The sequence below is a fragment of the Bacillus sp. NEAU-242-2 genome, from assembly GCF_027853835.1.
In the GTDB taxonomy this organism is placed as follows: Bacteria; Bacillota; Bacilli; order Bacillales; family Bacillaceae; genus Bacillus; species Bacillus velezensis.
The window spans coordinates 182,721-198,736 of record NZ_JAPNNY010000003.1 but is presented as its reverse complement, the minus strand read 5'-3'; the positions used below and the strand labels follow the sequence as shown (position 1 = coordinate 198,736).

Genomic DNA, 16,016 nt, shown 5'->3' with positions numbered 1-16,016 from the left:
CAATAGCTCACTCTATTTCTGCTTTCAATTTTTCGAACCACTCTAAATTAACCAAGTGATGTGAACGGGAATTTTCATTCATACGGCGAAAGTAATTGATTGTGCCGGGAATTTCTTGAGTGATGGACAGGTATTCATCAAGGAGCTCGATTCGAGTTTTAGTCTGATCGATTTGTGATTGGATCAGATCCAGTAATTTATTTTTGTCGAATTCATCGGCAAAGAGTAACGCCCCATAAAATTGCAGGTTCACATATTCCGATTTGGTGCCGTATTTGATCATTAATTTTTCGAATTCTGCCCTTCCCGAATCTGTGACTTTAAAGTTACGGATTTCACGCCCGCTGGTTGAGGGTTTCTGCTGAATCTGTTCAATCAAACACTTTTCTTCAAGTTGCTGCAGATTGTAATAAAATGAACCTTTCGTGAAGTTAACAATGTATTTGTAATGACGTTTTTCCATTAAAGCCAGAAGTTCATAGCCGTGAGCTCCGGGGTTTTGGATGAGCAAGCCAAGGATAAGTAAGGGAATCATGGTTTCATCACCTTCGCCATCCGCGCCTCAAATTCCGCGTACGTGATTTTACCCGAAGCCAAATCCATACTATGAAGGTAAATCTGTTCTGTTTTAGAATAGTCACCATTCACTTTCAGTGATTGCTCCTCTCCCGAAATGGGTTTCAGGATATGGTGCTTTTTCGAAAAAGCCTCGAAATAGCGGTAACCGAATTTACGTTGTGAAGCTGCGTCTAAATGAATGCCATCAGGATTCGCAGTCAAACCTGCCGCAGTAACAAAATAACAATTCTGTTGTTCATTAGCAAAACGCAGCAATTGTTCATTAACCTGTCGAAATTCAGTCGCGTGCTGTCCAAAACCGGTCTTCCCAAGAAAGTCACCAAGCCCTCCAATAATCAACGGTACCTCATCAAGTTTCAACTCGTTTCTTAGCGTCCCAATGATAAGAGTTAATTTCTCGTAATAAGTTTCATGCAGCGAATGATAACTGTCACTCTCACCTTGGTGCCAAAGGATTCCGCAAATTTGACTGGAACGGAGGGCGAAGCGGGCTTCGGACAAAGCATGCTGAAAAAGGATGCCTTCCGGATGCCAGTCATTCAATGAACTGCCGCCTTCCGCACACGGGATCAAGCCAATTTCTTCATCGGGATGAGCTTTTGACCATGCATCTGCAAAAGATGCCGCCAGGCCAACGCCGGAAACCGGACGGTCGTAATTAATCGGCTCTGTCATCATCTGCCACTGTCCATTGCGCAGCATTTTAATTTTTTCATTATAGATAGGGTCTACTTCATTCAAAAATCCACGGCCCGCCATATTCGACTGTCCCAACATTAAAAAAGACTTTATCATCTGATTTTTCACTTCTTTACATCAATATTTTAGTCTAATTAGACTATAGTCAATTCAGCTTGTCTTGTAAAGTTTTAATAAGGTTTTATTATGATGTATGAAAAGCGTTCCTGTGGCAGACACTCGACCTGCCTATAGATAAAAACTTAGGGTATGCCTGGATAGTTCCTTATGGAGGAAAGGCCCAATTCCAGCTAGGATACAAAGGGTACATACAGCTTGCTTTGCGAACAGGCCAATATAAGTCCATCAATTGCATACCCATTCATGAAGGCGAATTGGAGAAGCGGAATCCGCTGACTGAGGAGATCGAGATTGATTTTGAAAAGTGTGAATTCAGACGTAGTGATTGGTTATGGAGCTTATTTTTGATAAATGGTTTCCGAAAAACAGTGTACTGGACAAAGGTACAAGTGGAGAAACACAAAAAGAAACTCAGTAAATCTGATGTTGGATGGAAAAATGACTGGGATGCGATGACTATTAAGACTGTATAAAAAGCAGGTTTGAGTAAGTGGGGAATTCTTTCTAAAAAGCAGTTATTAATGAAGCAGACAGTTCAGGAATTATTGATTCCGAGCCTTCTAACAAAGACGAACTGGAAAAACGAAGCCTGATATTGAAAACTACGTAAAGGGTGTAAAAGGTGCTTTGAATCATCTGATATACAAAGATGATAGTCAGGTTGTGGATCTGAAAGTAAGCAAGTTTTATAGCGCAGAGCCGAGAGTGGAGATCAAGATAAAAGAGGTTTCTGCCTAAAAATAAAAAACACCGAAGCGCTTAGCCTCAGTGTTCTTGATATGAACTGATCCTTCTATCATAACACAGGGGGGCGCATTGAGTGTACAATCCAAGAGAAATTCAAAAAAGACTTCACTATTCAGCAGAAAATTGGCCCAGAAAAGTTCAGATCATTGTTTTAGATGGGAATCAAGGAACTGCCCATGTTTTAGATGCTCCGGAGCATGGTAAAACAGTGATTCAAACTGTAAAGGGTAGCTTTGCGCGGGTTGATCATGAGATAGGGTTTAAAATGAATGATAGTTTAATAAAAAGGCACTTAAAAGTGATTTTGTAGTAAAATAAACAAAAACGCTGGAGGATAGTATGTTTTTAAAGGGATCAGGTGTTGCTTTCTATTTAAGGGTTTTGTCACCTTTAAATGAGTTTATTGAATATTTGGATGATGTTGAAGACAGATTTGAAAAATCAAAAATGCGGTATGAAAATGAAGCAAAAGAATTGAGCCCGGAAATTGAAGAAGATTATTGGGATTATTATATTGATGAATACCATGACTTCAATAGCACATATCCTTCAATTTTGAGAAGTAGTGTATTCACGAGTATATATAGCTTTTTAGAGTACCACCTTATAAGCAGATGTTTAGATAAAGCAATTTTAGACAAAGTTAAGTATGATAGAGGGATTTTTAAAGCCAAAAGTTATTTTAAATTAAGATATAAAAGTAATGAGAAATTTAAAGAGTCAGAAATATTCTCGAACAATGTTTGGAATAAAATAGTTGATTATTCTAAGATTAGAAATTGTTATATTCACAATTCAGGAATAATAACAATGATACCAGATGAAACAAAGCAAAAAGAATTAATTCAAATTATTAGAAAAAACAATTATATTGAAATTGATGACCGTGACAGAATACATATACTAAATAGGGAATTTTGCAAAGAATTTCACGAAGTTGTTTACAAATTTATTTGCGATTTGAATGATTTATTATTAAATTTAAAAGATTAAGTTCAAGACGGAGAGCCTGTGGACACTGAACTTATAGTATTATTTACGCTGCTTGTTTAGTGTCGTTTTTATTTGGAAAAGGAGGACCTATTCATGAATCGAAAAGGCATTGAAAATCTAATCAATAGCTATCACTGGATGGTGAAAGAGGTTCATCGATTGCAAAGGGTACTTTATGGTTCAACAATTCCTATGAAAAATTAGGGTGTTGCTCAATATGGATTAAAAGCAGCTATGCCAAAAGGAAGTCCTGGGAAGAGTCAGGCTGAGTTGCGACAAATGGATATGAGAGAAGAGCGTCTTTTCAAACGTCTTAAATACTATGAGGAACGAGTATATGCAGTTGAGTTAGGCGCCGGAAAAACCAAAGGAGAGCAACACAAAGTTATTTATAATTGCATGAGGGAGGGGGTGAGTTACCGTGCTATTGGCCTTCACCTTGGCATTTCAAGGGAAACTGTACACAAAATGAAAGATGAGTTCATCATCCATTTATGCCTAGGTTGCCACTTTGAGCGTTTGTTGAATCTGAAAAAATCTGTAGCGTCAAATGGGAAGCAGGTCGGTGCGGATCGTTTAATCATTCGCGTTAGAAATAACCTTTCTCCTAATGGAGAAAGGCATGAGCGATTGCAATTAAAATAGCGACTGCAAACTCTCGGGAAATTTTGAAGTGGATTTCCATAACCACACCCCCCTCTAGGCGAGTAAGGATTTCGACTTGGTCGGATTAACCGTGAGAGCCGCGCCCACCTAGCTTACTAAAGCCTTGAAATAATTTTAATATAAAAAAGGATCTGTGTAATGCATAAGCGTTCGACAAATTCTGCAAAATGTTCTTTGTCATAATCTCTTGCCGATATTAAGGTAGGAGGTGAAAGCATGACAAGAACAATTAATGTTAATCAACAACATTTGTTAGAATAGTTAGCATGCGGATCGGTAAACCGTCAATGTACAATAGAAGCTCTTATTGATATTCTCATCGACAAAAAGGTATTTACAGAAGAAGAATTCGTTAAATACCAAATACGCCATTTAGAACATTCAGCTGATGAGCATTCTGCGGAGCTTTTAGGTATCAGTAAGGAAAATTACATCAAGAGCAGAAAATAAAGCATCCTGTAGGGTGCTTTTTTGTCGACAAATTTTGCAAATGGTTCCATTATCATTGTTTTTCGTCGATAATAAGATGGGAGATGAGTAAAATGGAACAAATATTTGAGTCTTTTCTTGAAAGTGTACCTTATACATATTTCACTCATTTGAAGGCTTTTAAAGATTATCTGAGACATTTAAAGGTCACTGATGATACAATTATAGATTTTCTCCAAGGTGTTAGAACAGAAAGGATAATTGATTCTTTAAAATTCAATATTGAAAATCGATCACAGAGCAAGAAAAAAATTTTAAAAAAAGAAACTGCTTATATGTATAGTGTTGTTATAAAAAAATTTTTTATGTATCTCCAATCTGAACATTGTATCAAGAACCTCGACTTTGAAAGAGAGTTAAATTTATCAGCTAGCAATCATTCATCATATAGATATAAAATGAATGAATTTATCTCAAACAACTCTATATTAAAAAACAGTAGCGGTTTTAATACATTACTTGAAGAAGAGGTTAATGATCTCATTAAGCAATGTGATGAAACATTAAATTCAGATGATATATATATAAATGCCTTTGAAGAGAAAAGATATTTTAATAAATTTAGATCAGCAATAATCATTAAATTGATAATATTAACTGGGGTACGCTATGAAATAATTTGCAACTTGAAAAAAAATAATCTAGACCTTAAATATAACAATTTAAAGATAAATGATTATTCTGTGCCTTTACCTAATAATTTCAGAGATCAATTTGAAAAATATTTAAAATTAGTAAATGAACTTACTTTTAAAAAAGATAACGATTTTTTACTTATTGAATTTGAGGGAGAGCAATTAAAAAAGATTACAGCTGATACGGCTAACTTCTTAAAGAATAGTATAGATAGAAGTGATTTAAATGGTCTAATAAAATATTCCGTGGTAAATATGTTGAAACATGAAATGAATGAACACGTAATAAGGAAGTTAACCGGAATTGGAACTAAATTTTATGAGCAGTGCCTCGAAGAAGTTGTTGATCTAAATAAGGACAATAGACACTTAAGCTCTATTTTTATGTCAATGGCTTCTTTTAGTACTTTATAAACTAGATACCTCAAAGGGTATCTTTTTTTTGTACTTTTTAATACTCAGAATATGCAATTTAGTCAACGTAATGAATTGAGTTGTTTTAGAAATTACTTTCCAAAACAACTCAATCCAAAAGGAGGCGGCGGTGGATGTAGATGGCTAAAAAGTACATTCAAGCGCATAAAGACTACCTTAAAGGTATGAAATACAAGGACCTTGCCGAGAAGTACGGAGTGTCAGTGAACACCATTAAATCGTGGAAACAACTGACACACTTGAAAACAACATCGAACAAGAAGTCGCATACAGATGCGACTTCTATCAATTTCTAATTAATAGAAAGTAACCGTAAGAAAAAAATTAAGGACTTGCAGCCCTATAGCCGTATAAACAAATTTAATCGCTCATAACATGTCATCAAACTTAGCCTATTCAATATGGATTCCAATTTAGGAGTTTAAGATCCATTGATGTGCTCATAAATATCTTTCACATCTACCGGACAGTGGGCGAGTAAAATACGTCACTATGCATATGCTGTATTTTTTCCCAGTTGGCGGGATTAGTTGTATCAAAAGAGCGGTGCTCCAGAATGGCCTGATATAGGGCGGTTTTTTGTTCCAAATGGGCAATGTGCTGTTTGGCTTCTTCGAGCTGAGCGAGTGCTTCTTCTTTATGCTCCATCATGAGTGTGTACCGTTGTGGGATGGTCGAATCTCCTTCGAGACAGAGATTCACGTACGTTTTAATGTCTTCAATCGGCATTCCGGATTGCCTGAGGCATTTGACGCCAAACAGCCAGTTGATTGATTCTTCATCGAACAAACGGATATTGTTTTTATTGCGCTGTACGCTCGGCACCAGGCCTTTATCCGTGTAAAAGCGCACCGCATGCTCAGTGAGTCCGGTTATCATCGCTGCTTCTTTGACTGTATGCATGTGTAATCCTCCTTTAAAAATTTATTAAAAAAGTGCTTGCCTTCGTGTTGCACGAAGGTAATAAGCTTATTATAACGCAAACCAGCCGCAGTGGAATTCATTCTGCAGTGCCCGATTTTCGGGATGCGTGCCGTTTGTCGTTCTACATTTGAACAATAGGAGGAATTACAATGCAAACCGTAACATTAAACAACGGATTGAAAATGCCAATTATCGGCTTCGGTGTATACCAAGTCCCCGATGCTCAAGAATGTGAAAACGCAGTATATGAAGCACTGATGGCCGGTTATCGCCTGATTGACACTGCTTCCGGTTACCTAAATGAGGAGGCAGTCGGACGTGCAATCAAGCGGAGCGGCGTACCGCGTGAGGAGCTGTTCATTACGACCAAGCTCTGGATTCAGGATGCCGGCTATGAAAGTGCCAAGGCGGCATTTTCCAAATCTTTAAATAAGCTGCAGCTGGATTATCTTGATTTATACCTTATTCACCAGCCATACGGCGATTACTACGGCGCTTGGCGCGCGATGGAGGATCTGTACCGCGAAGGAAAAATCAGGGCAATCGGAGTCAGCAACTTCCATCCCGACCGTCTAATGGATCTGATCATGCATAATGAAATCGTGCCAGCCGTCAATCAAGTCGAAACGCATCCATTCTGCCAGCAAAAAGAAAGTGCTGCTTTTATGAAAGAGCAGGGAGTTCAACACGAGTCATGGGCACCGTTCGCTGAAGGGCGCAATAACATGTTCAGCAACGGCGTGTTGACTTCCATTGCGGAAAAACACAATAAATCCGTCGCCCAGGTTGTGCTGCGTTGGCTTGTTCAGCGTGAAGTCGTTACGATTCCAAAATCGGTGCGAAAAGAACGGATTGTCGAAAACTTTGACATTTTTGATTTTGAGTTGAGCTTAGAGGATATCGAAAAAATTTCCACCCTTGATAAAGGAGAAAGTCTTTTCGGGTCGCACCAAGATCCGGAAATTGTAAAATCGATAGGCGCTATGAAATTCGATCTGTAAGCTTTGTCTAATAAAACAGTTAGGTTTAATAAACTTAAAAGGTTAATCCCATGGATTACACAGAGGATATCGATACTACAACTTAGGGAATTAGAACCTTATCAGGTATGAAAATTATTAGAAAATGCCAAGTTTGTTCATAAGGAAGGGTTAATGCTAAAAAGACTGCGTGCAGCTTACATTATTAACGGAAGAACAATGTGATGAGATGGTTAAACCAGAAAATCTGAAACCTAATATTTGAATCTTTTAAGATAAAAACTAGTTACTAATCAGTAACTAGTTTTTCTTTTTTCCACCGTTGAAAATCACCTAAGTAGGACAAACAGTTATTACGTAGTATAACCAAAGGGGTGATGCATTTAAAGAAGGTGATAATCTTCGAGAGCCGCAAACTGGAAAATGCATAACGATTTCTATCATTATTTAATAAAACTGTATAAGAAGAAGATTCAGGATGATAGCCATTAGCTGTAAGGTTATCAACCGAGGAACAAGGGCTCAAGCATCGGCAGCCAGATCGAGGTCTGCAAATAGAAAGCAGGGACTGAAGTATGCCTGTGAAGGACTTTCTGAGAGCTTTTTAGAGCGTCCGGCGTTGAATCGTTTGAGAGAGGACGCAAGTTAAGGACTTATAAGTCAAGTCATTTGATACCAAAATGCAGTAACGAATGAGAAAAATGATTTTCATAACTGTCACATCTCTTTTTCTATATTCTGACTTTATTGATTCTGAGTCACCGGTGGATATTATGCCGGCTGAAGTGATTTCCGTTTCATCTATTGAAATAAGGCTTAATGAAAATGACAAATTAATAATACTGCTGATTTGATTATTATTCCTAAACGGTTGCGCTCTGGAGAAGATGAAGAACTGAAAATGGGTGAGAATTTGATGGTTGTCTCCTTAAAAGGCGGGCAATCATTTTTTATTCTCGATAAAATTTATGATAATAATCCTGAAAAAATAAATAATTGTAAAGACCTAATCTATGCTATAGAATAACTATAATATTTTGAAAATTTTATCCGAGGTGGGTTATGAAAACTATTGGTCTTATTGGCGGAATGAGTTGGGAATCTTCAGCTGAGTATTATCGAATTATCAATGAAGAAATAAAAAAGAAGTTAGGAGGGCTTCACTCGGCAAAATGCCTTTTATACAGTGTTGATTTTAAGGAAATTGAACATTATCAATCCATAGGAGCTTGGGATAAAGCAGGTGAAGCTTTAGGTCAAGTTGCAAGATCATTAGAAAAAGCAGGTGCAGATTTTATTGTAATATGTACAAATACTATGCATAAAGTTCTTGGATATATCCAAGAAATGATCACTATACCTATTTTGCATATTGCCGATGCAACTGCAGAACAAATTATTAGACAAGACATTCGCTCAGTAGGATTGCTAGGTACTAAATATACGATGGAACAAGATTTTTATAAATCACGTATTGCGTCTCATGATATTAATGTCATTGTTCCTGATGATGATGAAAGGGAATTAATAAATAATATTATTTATCAAGAACTGTGTCTGGGTGAAATTAAACAGTCTTCCAAAAACATTTATAAGAAGATCATAAATAATTTGGTGGATAGAGGAGCAGAAGGAATCATTCTTGGATGCACTGAAATTGGACTATTAGTAAAGGCAGACGATTCAAAAGTGCCATTATTTGATACGACTTTAATCCATGCTCAAAAAGCAGTAAATAAATCCCTTTCGATTTCTTCTTAGAATGATTATTTCTTATATTTTAAAATCGCTCTTTAGGAGCGGTTTTTATTATGGTTCATTCAATCAATAAATGGAGGAACGTTATAGGAGTGATCTTATCATGACCCTTTCCTCAGAAATTGAATTTGATGATATTGAAGATGACAGCGAAGTCATAGGGACCTCTCAAACCTACAAAATATATTTTGAAAATGGCCGTATCACAAATGAATTCATCACAGGCCTTGACGCGATTAAACAGTTTGTATATTTGTCCCTTCACACTGAGCGCTACGCATATTCTGTTTATAGTCATGATTGAAAAAGATAAAATAGAAAAAGCCGGAATGTCAGATCCGGCTTTTTGCTCACTTTCCCTTCTTCTTCCGCTTCTCCTTTTCCGCCCGGTAAAACTCATGAAACATCTTCATCAATGCGCGTTTTTCAATCCGCGACACATAACTCCTTGAAATGCCGAGCTCCTTTGCGATCTCGCGCTGCGTTTTTTCTTTTTTTAAATCAAGCCCGAAGCGGCCGACGATGACTTCTTTTTCGCGGTCGTCTAAAATATCAATATATTTTTTGACCTTTTCAAGTTCCATGTTGAGCTGAATGGTGTCGATCACATCTTCGCTTTCCGACTTGAGAACATCAATCAGGCTTATTTCATTCCCTTCTTTATCCTGGCCGATCGGGTCATGAAGGGAGACGTCTTTTTTCGTTTTTTTCAATGCGCGCAGATGCATTAAAATCTCATTTTCAATACATCGTGCGGCATATGTGGCAAGCTTCGTGCCTTTTCCGGCTGAGTAGCTTTCAATTCCTTTGATCAGTCCGATTGTACCGATGGAGATCAGATCTTCTGCGTCCTCTCCCGTGTTTTCGAATTTTTTCACAATATGGGCGACTAAACGGAGATTATGTTCGATCAGCATGTTGCGGGCGTGTTCATCGCCTTCAGCCATAAGGTCTAAGTATTTTTTCTCCTCACTATTTGAGAGCGGTTGTGGAAAGGCATTATTTTTCACGTATGATACTAAAAACACGAGTTCTTTCACAATAAACCCGAGCGCTGCAAAAACACCTGTCACCATCCTCACCTCCACAAAGTTATGTAGGCAAAAGCCTATATGTAACTGTATGTGGCAGTCAGGCTGTTTGTGTCTGTACAGGGAAATTAATCAAAGGCAGGTTTTATTTCTTACAGCCTCTTGATTTTTGCTGATTGAGCCTGTATATTGTTAAAAAAAGTAAGGGTGAAAAGAATATAACGAAAAGCGCTGAAGAGACGAGTAGACAGATATCATTCATGACAGAGAGCTCCGGGAGCTGTGAAGGAGTATGAATGGATGTGTTGAAACAAACCTCTTAGCTTCGCATCGGAATCATGAAAAACGAGGATGATGCGGCGGATACTCCTGTTACCGAGTAAGCTTTGTACCCGGCAAGGCCGGCACCAAACCGAATTGAGGTGGCATAGCGGGCTGTTTCCCGTCCTCAAGACTTTATTGTCTTGAGGGCGTTTTTTATTTCTAAGGGAGGGATAAGATGAAAAACCTGAAGTCTTGGCGGTACCCGATGCTTCTGTTAACCGGAATCGGGATAGCAAATATTGGTGAATGGATTTATTTTTTGTCTCTTAATCTTATTGTCTTAAAAGAAACGGGGTCTGCTTTTGCGGTTTCCATCCTTTATTTAATCAGACCTGCGGCTGTTTTGATGACAAATGGGTGGGCGGGCAGCATCATCGACCGGTGTAACAAACGGAATATGATGATGTCGCTTGATTTCATCCGGGCTGCATTCATTGCCGTTCTGCCGTTGATGTTTACTGTATGGTCTTTATTTTCCATTTATTGTATCGTGTTTTTGATTCAAATGGCCAATGCGATGTTTCGACCGTGTTCCATGGCGTATGTGACGATGCTTATTCCGGCTGAAAGGAGAAAACGATTCAATTCACTAAGGGCTTTGTCGGAATCAGGGGCTTTTCTCCTCGGGCCGGCTGCGGCCGGGCTGCTTTTTATCGCCGGCACGCCGATTTTTGCGATTTGGGTGAATGCGGGGGCTTTAGTGCTGTCCGGTTTCATCACGATGATGCTGCCGAACCTTGAAAATGAGCCCCACGTACATTCTCCCGCACAGAAGCTTTCTTTGGCAGTGTGCAAAGAAGATTGGAAGCTCGTCTATCGCTTCAGCCGAACGGCGCGAAACGTCATGATCATTTATTTTTTATTCAGTCTGGTCATGACCGTTATGCTATCCGCGCTTGATTCGCTTGAAGCCGCTTTTTCAAAAGAAGTTCTTCAGCTGACTGATGCCGATTACGGTTTTCTCGTCAGTGTCTCTGGGGCAGGGGTTATTGCGGGGGCGCTTGTCAATGTGTTCTTTAATAAAAAAATGCCGGCTTCTTTATTGATGGGAATGGGCTCTTTATTCACAGCGGCAGGATATATGATTTATGCGTTTTCTGACGTTTTTTGGACGGCTGCTTTCGGATTTTTCCTTCTCGCTTTTTTTCTGGCGTTTGCCAATACAGGCTTTCTGACGTTTTATCAAAAGAATGTTCCGGTGGACATCATGGGGAGAGTGGGGAGCTTTTATTCATTAGTCGAAGCCGTCTTCATTATATTGGTAACGGCGGTTTTCGGAGCGGCGGCTGTCAGTTCTTCCGTCCGCGGCATCGTCATCGCAGGGGCTGCTGTTATGCTGGCGTTGGCAGCCATTTTATGCTCGTTCTTATTTGCGGCCTCAAAAAGGAGGACTCCCGATGTATTTCAAGCGGATCAATGTAAACAAACATAAAGAGACGGCCGTTTCATTTCGTGAGGATTCGTTTTTCGTCAGCTTTGGCACGGCGGATCATTTTATTAAGGATGAATATCTCAGATGGCTGTCATCCCAAATCTAATGCTCACCCGACAATTTTAAGCTGCTTCTTCATAACGGGCAGCCGATCGGACAGCTTGAAGCTTCCATCAAATTTTACCGCAGCCAAAAAATCGGTTATGTGCACCTTTACTATATGACTGAGCAGCAGAGGGGAAGAGGGTGCGGAACAAAACTGCATCAATACGCGAATCAGTTTTTCAGAGCGAACGGTGTTTCGGAATATCACCTGAGAGTTTCGCCGGGCAATGAAGCGGCTCTGTCATTTTACAGAAAGAAAAACATGGAAGTGATCGGTTCAGAATGTAACGGAAAAGTTCTCAGAATGAGAGGAGCCGTACCGCCGGAATAGGGGGCGGTACGCGTTTCATTTTCTCGTTGTTTTTAAAAGACCGGGAAACTTCTTATAAATGACCGCCATTAAGACGAGCATATACATTCCGTAAATCCCGAAAGACAGCAGTTTGTTGCTTGTAAATGAAGCGCCTGCGACGGTCACGATCACAATGTTCGGAATTTTGCCGAGCACCGACGCAGAAAAAAAGATCGGCCATCGTATGTTACTCAGCCCGCAGACGGTATTCATGGCAAGCGACGGTATAATCGGAATCAGCCGCCCGAAAAGCACCGCCGTAAACGCGTGCTGATGAAATGAATCTTCATATTGAGCCGCGGCCGGGTAAGCCGCCAGCTTTTTTCTGGCCCAGTCTCTGAATCCGTACCGGACGAGAAAAAACAATGCCATTGTTCCGAGCATCGCGCCTGACAATGTAATCCACACTCCGTTTACAATCCCGAAAACCGCTCCGTTTAAGGCTGCGATAATGGCGAATGGAACGATCGGAAAAAATACGTCAGCTGCGACCAGAAGGATACTCATAAGCACGGCGTACATGCCGCCCGCGCGAATCATGCTGAGCCAGACGTCTTTTTGCATAAAGCCGATCATCACGACAGCAATGATGACGGCAAGACTGAATCCCTTTTTTATCATCTGTACGTTCACCTCTTTTCAATTAGTATACAGCACAAATCTATCTCCTTCTATTAAAATAAGCTGTCCGATAAGCGTACTTGTTTATCAGCATTTGCCGTTTGATGAGAAACGGCTGCACCCGGATTTGGACAAAAACAAGCGGGAAGCGGGGATGTACATCATTTGATGCAGAGAATGATTTTTTATAAAAGGGGACACGTTAACAGTAGTGTTTACTGGAGGTGTAAACGTTGAGATGCTTTCATCTGATCATCATGATATGCGTCCTCACGAGTCTCACTGCCGTGTCCGCCGATGCGAAATCTTTAAAAAGAAGTGACATGGAGAAGACGGGAAACGTGTACTGGGATATAAGGTCTGAAAAAAAGAAGCTATCTTTAACCTTCGATGACGGCCCCCATCCTGTCTATACGGAGGCTGTGTTAGACGTGCTGAAACAGCACAATGTTAAAGCAACCTTTTTTTGTATCGGGAGCCGTATAGACAAATACCCCATAACGGCAAAACGCATCGTTGAAGAAGGACATGAAATCGGCAACCATACGATGAACCATGTTTATTTTCACCGTTTAAAACGCAAAGACATTTTACAAGAGCTTCACAGCTCCGCGCATCATATCAGATCGCTGCAGCCGGAAGGGGACAAGTTATTCCGCCCGCCGGGAGGGTCGTTGAATCAGACGGCTTTCAAAAGCATCTTAAAAGAGGGCTATCATATCATCATGTGGTCATGGAACCAAGATCCGAGGGACTGGAAAAGGCCCGGAAAAGGAAAAATCGTCAGGCACGTTGTTTCACATGCCAGAGATGGAGATATCGTTCTTCTGCATGACGGCGGAGGAAACCGGCGCCAGACGGTGGAGGCTTTGAAAGAAATCATTCCCCAGCTGAAAAAGCAGGGCTACACGTTTGTTAAGGTTTCGGATTTGATCGGACAGGATTCCGGTCCTTTTCATATCCAGTAAAGAGAGCGCCGCGTTGAAAGCCGCCAAAGAGATGTGTACCATAGGAGGTAAGGTTTGGAGGGAGAGAAAATGAAGTTTGCTGTTCTTTTTATTACGATAACCTGTCTGTTATCAGGATGCGCTGCGGGCAAAGAGAAAAGTGTTGTCGCGTTCGGCGACAGCAATACGCGCGGTTCCAACTGGGATTATCGTGATTATCCGAAGGCGCAGCAGTGGGTAAATATTTTAAAAACAGCGGAACGCGGCCGTCTTACGGTTATAAATGCGGGAATAGGCGGCCAGACGACTGAGGATGCGCGCCTGCGCTTTCAAAGCGATGTGCTGGAGCGTAAGCCCCAATATTTATTTATCATGTTCGGAACAAATGATGCGGGCATTTTGACGGGAGATCAGCCGCGAGTATCAAAGAAACGGTTTAAAGAAAACCTGACTTATTTCATAAACGAAAGCAGAAATCACGGCATAAAGCCGATTTTAATGACGTGCATCCCGGTTATAGAAGGAAACGGAACGCATCATCTCTATTACTATTCGAGATATAAAGCCTCAGCCTTTAAAGAAAAAGGCGGCGCGAGAAAATGGCATAATTCCTATAACGGCGTTACGAGGCAGGTTGCAGCTGAGTTGAAAGTGCCGCTGGTGGATAACTGGAAACACTTTATACGCGCGGACGGCGGCAAAGATACAGACCGGGCGCTGATCCAATCCGGACTGATAGATCCCTCCGGAAATCATATGACGCCAAAAGGTGCCAGAATCTTAATTGAAGGCATAAAAAATGGGCGGGTTTTGGAACGCTGACGCCGTCAGCTGCCTAAACCGTTTTGCTTCTGCTTCATAGGCTGTAGAAAAAACATCTTTTGGAGGCGATTGCTATGAACCGCGGTTTCCCTCCGCAATATCCTGTATGCCCGCCTCCTCGGGTGAATGCGGGGTACTGGTACGCATTTTTTGTTGTGCTGCTCGTCGTCATTCTCGTCCTGGGCGGTCTGTATTGGTTCAATATATAGCAGCCGTCCTCTTAAACACCTCTATTTTAGGGGTGTTTTTTGTTGAAAGTGGTAGTAATGCGCATAACCGAAGTGATATAATATCAGTCATCTGAGTAAAAAAAGGAAATTCGCCCGGGAATTTTTTCTGTTTAAGAAGAAACGGAAATAATGTGTCCGAGCGATCTTCTTTTGATTTCGTTTTCAATTAACTCGATAAATTCACGGCTCAAATTCATTTCATTGGCTTTGAAATAAGATTCTATTAGTAATTCATCAGAAAGCTTTCTCATGCCGGGGACCCAATTAATGGGAGTGGCACCTCCTTACAATTGTAATCAATCATCAGACGCAAGCATATGATGGAAGGTTGCGTTTCAATCATGGTGAGGTTATCTTTAATCTACCATGAAATACAAATAAGAACAATCGTTCTGTTATCCACACTCGTAAGTGGATAACTTGTTAGTATCTTGTTTATAATCTGGATAAATCCGGATGTAATAAGAGTGGATAATGTGTGTAATTTTATCCACAACTGGTGAAGAAACCCAATTTTTGTCGAAATTTTTTTACTGAGTCCGACTTTGTTTTTAAATCTGACAGGTTTCGACATATAGATGATAGAAAGAAAAGGAAGGGTGCGGGTTTTGTTAAAAAAGTTTTTTTTACCTGACGAATTTGTGAAAAATATATTTCATATCACACCGGAAAAGCTCAAGGAACGCAATGTGAAAGGGATTATTACAGACCTTGACAACACGCTTGTGGAGTGGGACAGACCGAGTGCGACACCTCGATTAATCGAGTGGTTTGAAGAAATGAAGGAGCACGGCATTAAAGTCACGATCGTCTCCAATAATAATGAACGAAGAGTGAAATTATTCTCGGAGCCGCTTGGCATACCGTTTATTTATAAGGCAAGAAAACCGATGGGGCGCGCCTTTAAAAGAGCCGTCAGCAGCATGGATCTGAAAAAAGAAGACTGTGTGGTCATCGGCGATCAGCTGCTTACTGATGTTCTCGGCGGAAACAGAAACGGGTATCATACGATCCTCGTCGTGCCTGTCGCTTCCTCTGACGGAGTCATGACGCGCTTTAACCGCCGGATTGAACGGAGAATATTGAGTTCTTTGAAACGTAAAGGCCATATTCAGTGGGAGGATTAG

At 40.3% G+C, this 16,016-nt stretch carries 19 protein-coding genes and 7 pseudogenes; 20 read left to right on the top strand and 6 right to left on the bottom strand.

What is annotated here, in order from left to right:
• Positions 1 to 7: 7 nt before the first annotated feature.
• Positions 8 to 535: a PadR family transcriptional regulator gene (locus OWN49_RS11180; protein ID WP_065180886.1), complete on the bottom strand. Its 528-nt coding sequence runs from the start codon at positions 533 to 535 to the stop codon at positions 8 to 10.
• Positions 532 to 1,374: a sialate O-acetylesterase gene (locus OWN49_RS11175; RefSeq protein ID WP_176283501.1), complete on the bottom strand. Its 843-nt coding sequence runs from the start codon at positions 1,372 to 1,374 to the stop codon at positions 532 to 534. The genes OWN49_RS11180 and OWN49_RS11175 overlap by 4 nt, the downstream gene beginning before the upstream one ends.
• 110 nt (positions 1,375 to 1,484) lie before the next feature.
• Here OWN49_RS11175 and OWN49_RS11170 point away from each other — a divergent pair, with 110 nt between their 5' ends.
• The 7 genes and pseudogenes from OWN49_RS11170 to OWN49_RS11140 form a co-directional block, all read left to right on the top strand.
• A complete protein-coding gene (locus OWN49_RS11170) occupies positions 1,485 to 1,871 on the top strand; it encodes a recombinase RecT (RefSeq protein WP_176283500.1) in 387 nt (128 codons plus the stop codon).
• A 109-nt stretch (positions 1,872 to 1,980) separates the two neighbouring features.
• A pseudogene (locus OWN49_RS11165) lies at positions 1,981 to 2,136 on the top strand (RusA family crossover junction endodeoxyribonuclease); the annotation flags it as partial.
• Between the two features lie 82 nt (positions 2,137 to 2,218).
• A pseudogene (locus tag OWN49_RS11160) lies at positions 2,219 to 2,455 on the top strand (XtrA/YqaO family protein).
• 29 nt (positions 2,456 to 2,484) lie between these two features.
• Entirely contained in the window at positions 2,485 to 3,138 is a 654-nt protein-coding gene (locus tag OWN49_RS11155) for a hypothetical protein (protein ID WP_045208300.1), read from the top strand.
• Between the two features lie 93 nt (positions 3,139 to 3,231).
• A pseudogene (locus tag OWN49_RS11150) lies at positions 3,232 to 3,681 on the top strand (sigma-70 family RNA polymerase sigma factor); the annotation flags it as partial.
• Between the two features lie 665 nt (positions 3,682 to 4,346).
• Entirely contained in the window at positions 4,347 to 5,342 is a 996-nt protein-coding gene (locus OWN49_RS11145; RefSeq protein ID WP_176283432.1) for a site-specific integrase, read from the top strand.
• A gap of 140 nt (positions 5,343 to 5,482) precedes the next feature.
• Positions 5,483 to 5,593, top strand: a pseudogene (locus tag OWN49_RS11140) (phage terminase small subunit); the annotation flags it as partial.
• A gap of 229 nt (positions 5,594 to 5,822) precedes the next feature.
• Here the strand turns inward: OWN49_RS11140 and OWN49_RS11135 are convergent.
• Positions 5,823 to 6,266 carry a MerR family transcriptional regulator gene (locus tag OWN49_RS11135; RefSeq protein ID WP_052586319.1) on the bottom strand — a complete coding sequence of 148 codons (444 nt, stop codon included), beginning with the start codon at positions 6,264 to 6,266 and terminating at the stop codon, positions 5,823 to 5,825.
• Between the two features lie 170 nt (positions 6,267 to 6,436).
• Here OWN49_RS11135 and OWN49_RS11130 point away from each other — a divergent pair, with 170 nt between their 5' ends.
• From OWN49_RS11130 to OWN49_RS11105, 6 genes and pseudogenes are all read left to right on the top strand, one after another.
• Positions 6,437 to 7,288, top strand: a complete 852-nt coding sequence (locus OWN49_RS11130; RefSeq protein WP_176283431.1) for an aldo/keto reductase — start codon at positions 6,437 to 6,439, stop codon at positions 7,286 to 7,288.
• 3 nt (positions 7,289 to 7,291) lie between these two features.
• Positions 7,292 to 7,399, top strand: coding sequence for a winged helix-turn-helix transcriptional regulator (locus OWN49_RS11125; protein WP_146284331.1), 108 nt, complete (start codon positions 7,292 to 7,294; stop codon positions 7,397 to 7,399).
• A 396-nt stretch (positions 7,400 to 7,795) separates the two neighbouring features.
• Positions 7,796 to 7,913, top strand: a pseudogene (locus OWN49_RS11120) (hypothetical protein); the annotation flags it as partial.
• Positions 7,914 to 7,968: 55 nt separating this feature from the next.
• A pseudogene (locus OWN49_RS11115) lies at positions 7,969 to 8,234 on the top strand (DUF2577 family protein); the annotation flags it as partial.
• A gap of 95 nt (positions 8,235 to 8,329) precedes the next feature.
• Complete coding sequence (locus tag OWN49_RS11110; protein WP_176283430.1) at positions 8,330 to 9,028, top strand: aspartate/glutamate racemase family protein; 699 nt, start codon at positions 8,330 to 8,332, stop codon at positions 9,026 to 9,028.
• Positions 9,029 to 9,128: 100 nt separating this feature from the next.
• Positions 9,129 to 9,326, top strand: a pseudogene (locus tag OWN49_RS11105) (DUF2634 domain-containing protein); the annotation flags it as partial.
• A gap of 49 nt (positions 9,327 to 9,375) precedes the next feature.
• Here OWN49_RS11105 and sigK read toward each other — a convergent pair.
• Positions 9,376 to 10,101, bottom strand: coding sequence for an RNA polymerase sporulation sigma factor SigK (gene sigK, locus OWN49_RS11100; RefSeq protein WP_020956104.1), 726 nt, complete (start codon positions 10,099 to 10,101; stop codon positions 9,376 to 9,378).
• A gap of 454 nt (positions 10,102 to 10,555) precedes the next feature.
• Here sigK and OWN49_RS11095 point away from each other — a divergent pair, with 454 nt between their 5' ends.
• Genes OWN49_RS11095 through OWN49_RS11085 form a run of 3 tightly spaced genes read left to right on the top strand, consistent with a single transcriptional unit; the run spans position 10,556 to position 12,248 of the window.
• Positions 10,556 to 11,812, top strand: coding sequence for an MFS transporter (locus tag OWN49_RS11095; protein WP_176283429.1), 1,257 nt, complete (start codon positions 10,556 to 10,558; stop codon positions 11,810 to 11,812).
• Complete coding sequence (locus OWN49_RS11090) at positions 11,778 to 11,918, top strand: hypothetical protein (RefSeq protein ID WP_245133885.1); 141 nt, start codon at positions 11,778 to 11,780, stop codon at positions 11,916 to 11,918. The genes OWN49_RS11095 and OWN49_RS11090 overlap by 35 nt, the downstream gene beginning before the upstream one ends.
• Positions 11,919 to 11,939: 21 nt before the next feature.
• Positions 11,940 to 12,248 carry a GNAT family N-acetyltransferase gene (locus tag OWN49_RS11085; RefSeq protein ID WP_250324172.1) on the top strand — a complete coding sequence of 103 codons (309 nt, stop codon included), beginning with the start codon at positions 11,940 to 11,942 and terminating at the stop codon, positions 12,246 to 12,248.
• 15 nt (positions 12,249 to 12,263) lie between these two features.
• Here OWN49_RS11085 and OWN49_RS11080 read toward each other — a convergent pair whose 3' ends face one another.
• Positions 12,264 to 12,890 (bottom strand): TVP38/TMEM64 family protein, encoded by a 627-nt coding sequence (locus OWN49_RS11080; protein ID WP_013352950.1) that lies wholly within the window; start codon positions 12,888 to 12,890, stop codon positions 12,264 to 12,266.
• Between the two features lie 233 nt (positions 12,891 to 13,123).
• Between OWN49_RS11080 and OWN49_RS11075 the strand changes: the two genes are divergently transcribed.
• The 3 genes from OWN49_RS11075 to OWN49_RS11065 all read left to right on the top strand — a co-directional run bounded on the left by OWN49_RS11075 (position 13,124) and on the right by OWN49_RS11065 (position 14,868).
• Positions 13,124 to 13,858: a polysaccharide deacetylase family protein gene (locus tag OWN49_RS11075; protein WP_013352949.1), complete on the top strand. Its 735-nt coding sequence runs from the start codon at positions 13,124 to 13,126 to the stop codon at positions 13,856 to 13,858.
• Positions 13,859 to 13,927: 69 nt separating this feature from the next.
• Positions 13,928 to 14,659 (top strand): SGNH/GDSL hydrolase family protein, encoded by a 732-nt coding sequence (locus tag OWN49_RS11070; RefSeq protein WP_025649828.1) that lies wholly within the window; start codon positions 13,928 to 13,930, stop codon positions 14,657 to 14,659.
• A 74-nt stretch (positions 14,660 to 14,733) separates the two neighbouring features.
• A complete protein-coding gene (locus tag OWN49_RS11065) occupies positions 14,734 to 14,868 on the top strand; it encodes a hypothetical protein (RefSeq protein ID WP_003152848.1) in 135 nt (44 codons plus the stop codon).
• A 131-nt stretch (positions 14,869 to 14,999) separates the two neighbouring features.
• On the opposite strand, the gene OWN49_RS11060 is transcribed toward OWN49_RS11065, so the two are convergent.
• Positions 15,000 to 15,140 carry a sporulation histidine kinase inhibitor Sda gene (locus OWN49_RS11060; protein WP_003152850.1) on the bottom strand — a complete coding sequence of 47 codons (141 nt, stop codon included), beginning with the start codon at positions 15,138 to 15,140 and terminating at the stop codon, positions 15,000 to 15,002.
• A gap of 357 nt (positions 15,141 to 15,497) precedes the next feature.
• On the opposite strand from OWN49_RS11060, the gene OWN49_RS11055 reads away from it, so the two are divergent.
• Positions 15,498 to 16,016: a YqeG family HAD IIIA-type phosphatase gene (locus OWN49_RS11055; protein WP_007408254.1), complete on the top strand. Its 519-nt coding sequence runs from the start codon at positions 15,498 to 15,500 to the stop codon at positions 16,014 to 16,016.

What these genes read in the sequence shown, in the direction of transcription:
- OWN49_RS11180 (WP_065180886.1), bottom strand. Translation starts at nt 535, where the DNA reads ATGATTCCCTTACTTATCCTTGGCTTGCTCATCCAAAACCCCGGAGCT.
- OWN49_RS11175 (WP_176283501.1), bottom strand. Translation starts at nt 1,374, where the DNA reads ATGATAAAGTCTTTTTTAATGTTGGGACAGTCGAATATGGCGGGCCGT.
- OWN49_RS11155 (WP_045208300.1), top strand. Translation starts at nt 2,485, where the DNA reads ATGTTTTTAAAGGGATCAGGTGTTGCTTTCTATTTAAGGGTTTTGTCA.
- OWN49_RS11145 (WP_176283432.1), top strand. Translation starts at nt 4,347, where the DNA reads ATGGAACAAATATTTGAGTCTTTTCTTGAAAGTGTACCTTATACATAT.
- OWN49_RS11135 (WP_052586319.1), bottom strand. Translation starts at nt 6,266, where the DNA reads ATGCATACAGTCAAAGAAGCAGCGATGATAACCGGACTCACTGAGCAT.
- OWN49_RS11130 (WP_176283431.1), top strand. Translation starts at nt 6,437, where the DNA reads ATGCAAACCGTAACATTAAACAACGGATTGAAAATGCCAATTATCGGC.
- OWN49_RS11110 (WP_176283430.1), top strand. Translation starts at nt 8,330, where the DNA reads ATGAAAACTATTGGTCTTATTGGCGGAATGAGTTGGGAATCTTCAGCT.
- sigK (WP_020956104.1), bottom strand. Translation starts at nt 10,101, where the DNA reads ATGGTGACAGGTGTTTTTGCAGCGCTCGGGTTTATTGTGAAAGAACTC.
- OWN49_RS11095 (WP_176283429.1), top strand. Translation starts at nt 10,556, where the DNA reads ATGAAAAACCTGAAGTCTTGGCGGTACCCGATGCTTCTGTTAACCGGA.
- OWN49_RS11090 (WP_245133885.1), top strand. Translation starts at nt 11,778, where the DNA reads ATGTATTTCAAGCGGATCAATGTAAACAAACATAAAGAGACGGCCGTT.
- OWN49_RS11080 (WP_013352950.1), bottom strand. Translation starts at nt 12,890, where the DNA reads ATGATAAAAAAGGGATTCAGTCTTGCCGTCATCATTGCTGTCGTGATG.
- OWN49_RS11070 (WP_025649828.1), top strand. Translation starts at nt 13,928, where the DNA reads ATGAAGTTTGCTGTTCTTTTTATTACGATAACCTGTCTGTTATCAGGA.
- OWN49_RS11065 (WP_003152848.1), top strand. Translation starts at nt 14,734, where the DNA reads ATGAACCGCGGTTTCCCTCCGCAATATCCTGTATGCCCGCCTCCTCGG.
- OWN49_RS11060 (WP_003152850.1), bottom strand. Translation starts at nt 15,140, where the DNA reads ATGAGAAAGCTTTCTGATGAATTACTAATAGAATCTTATTTCAAAGCC.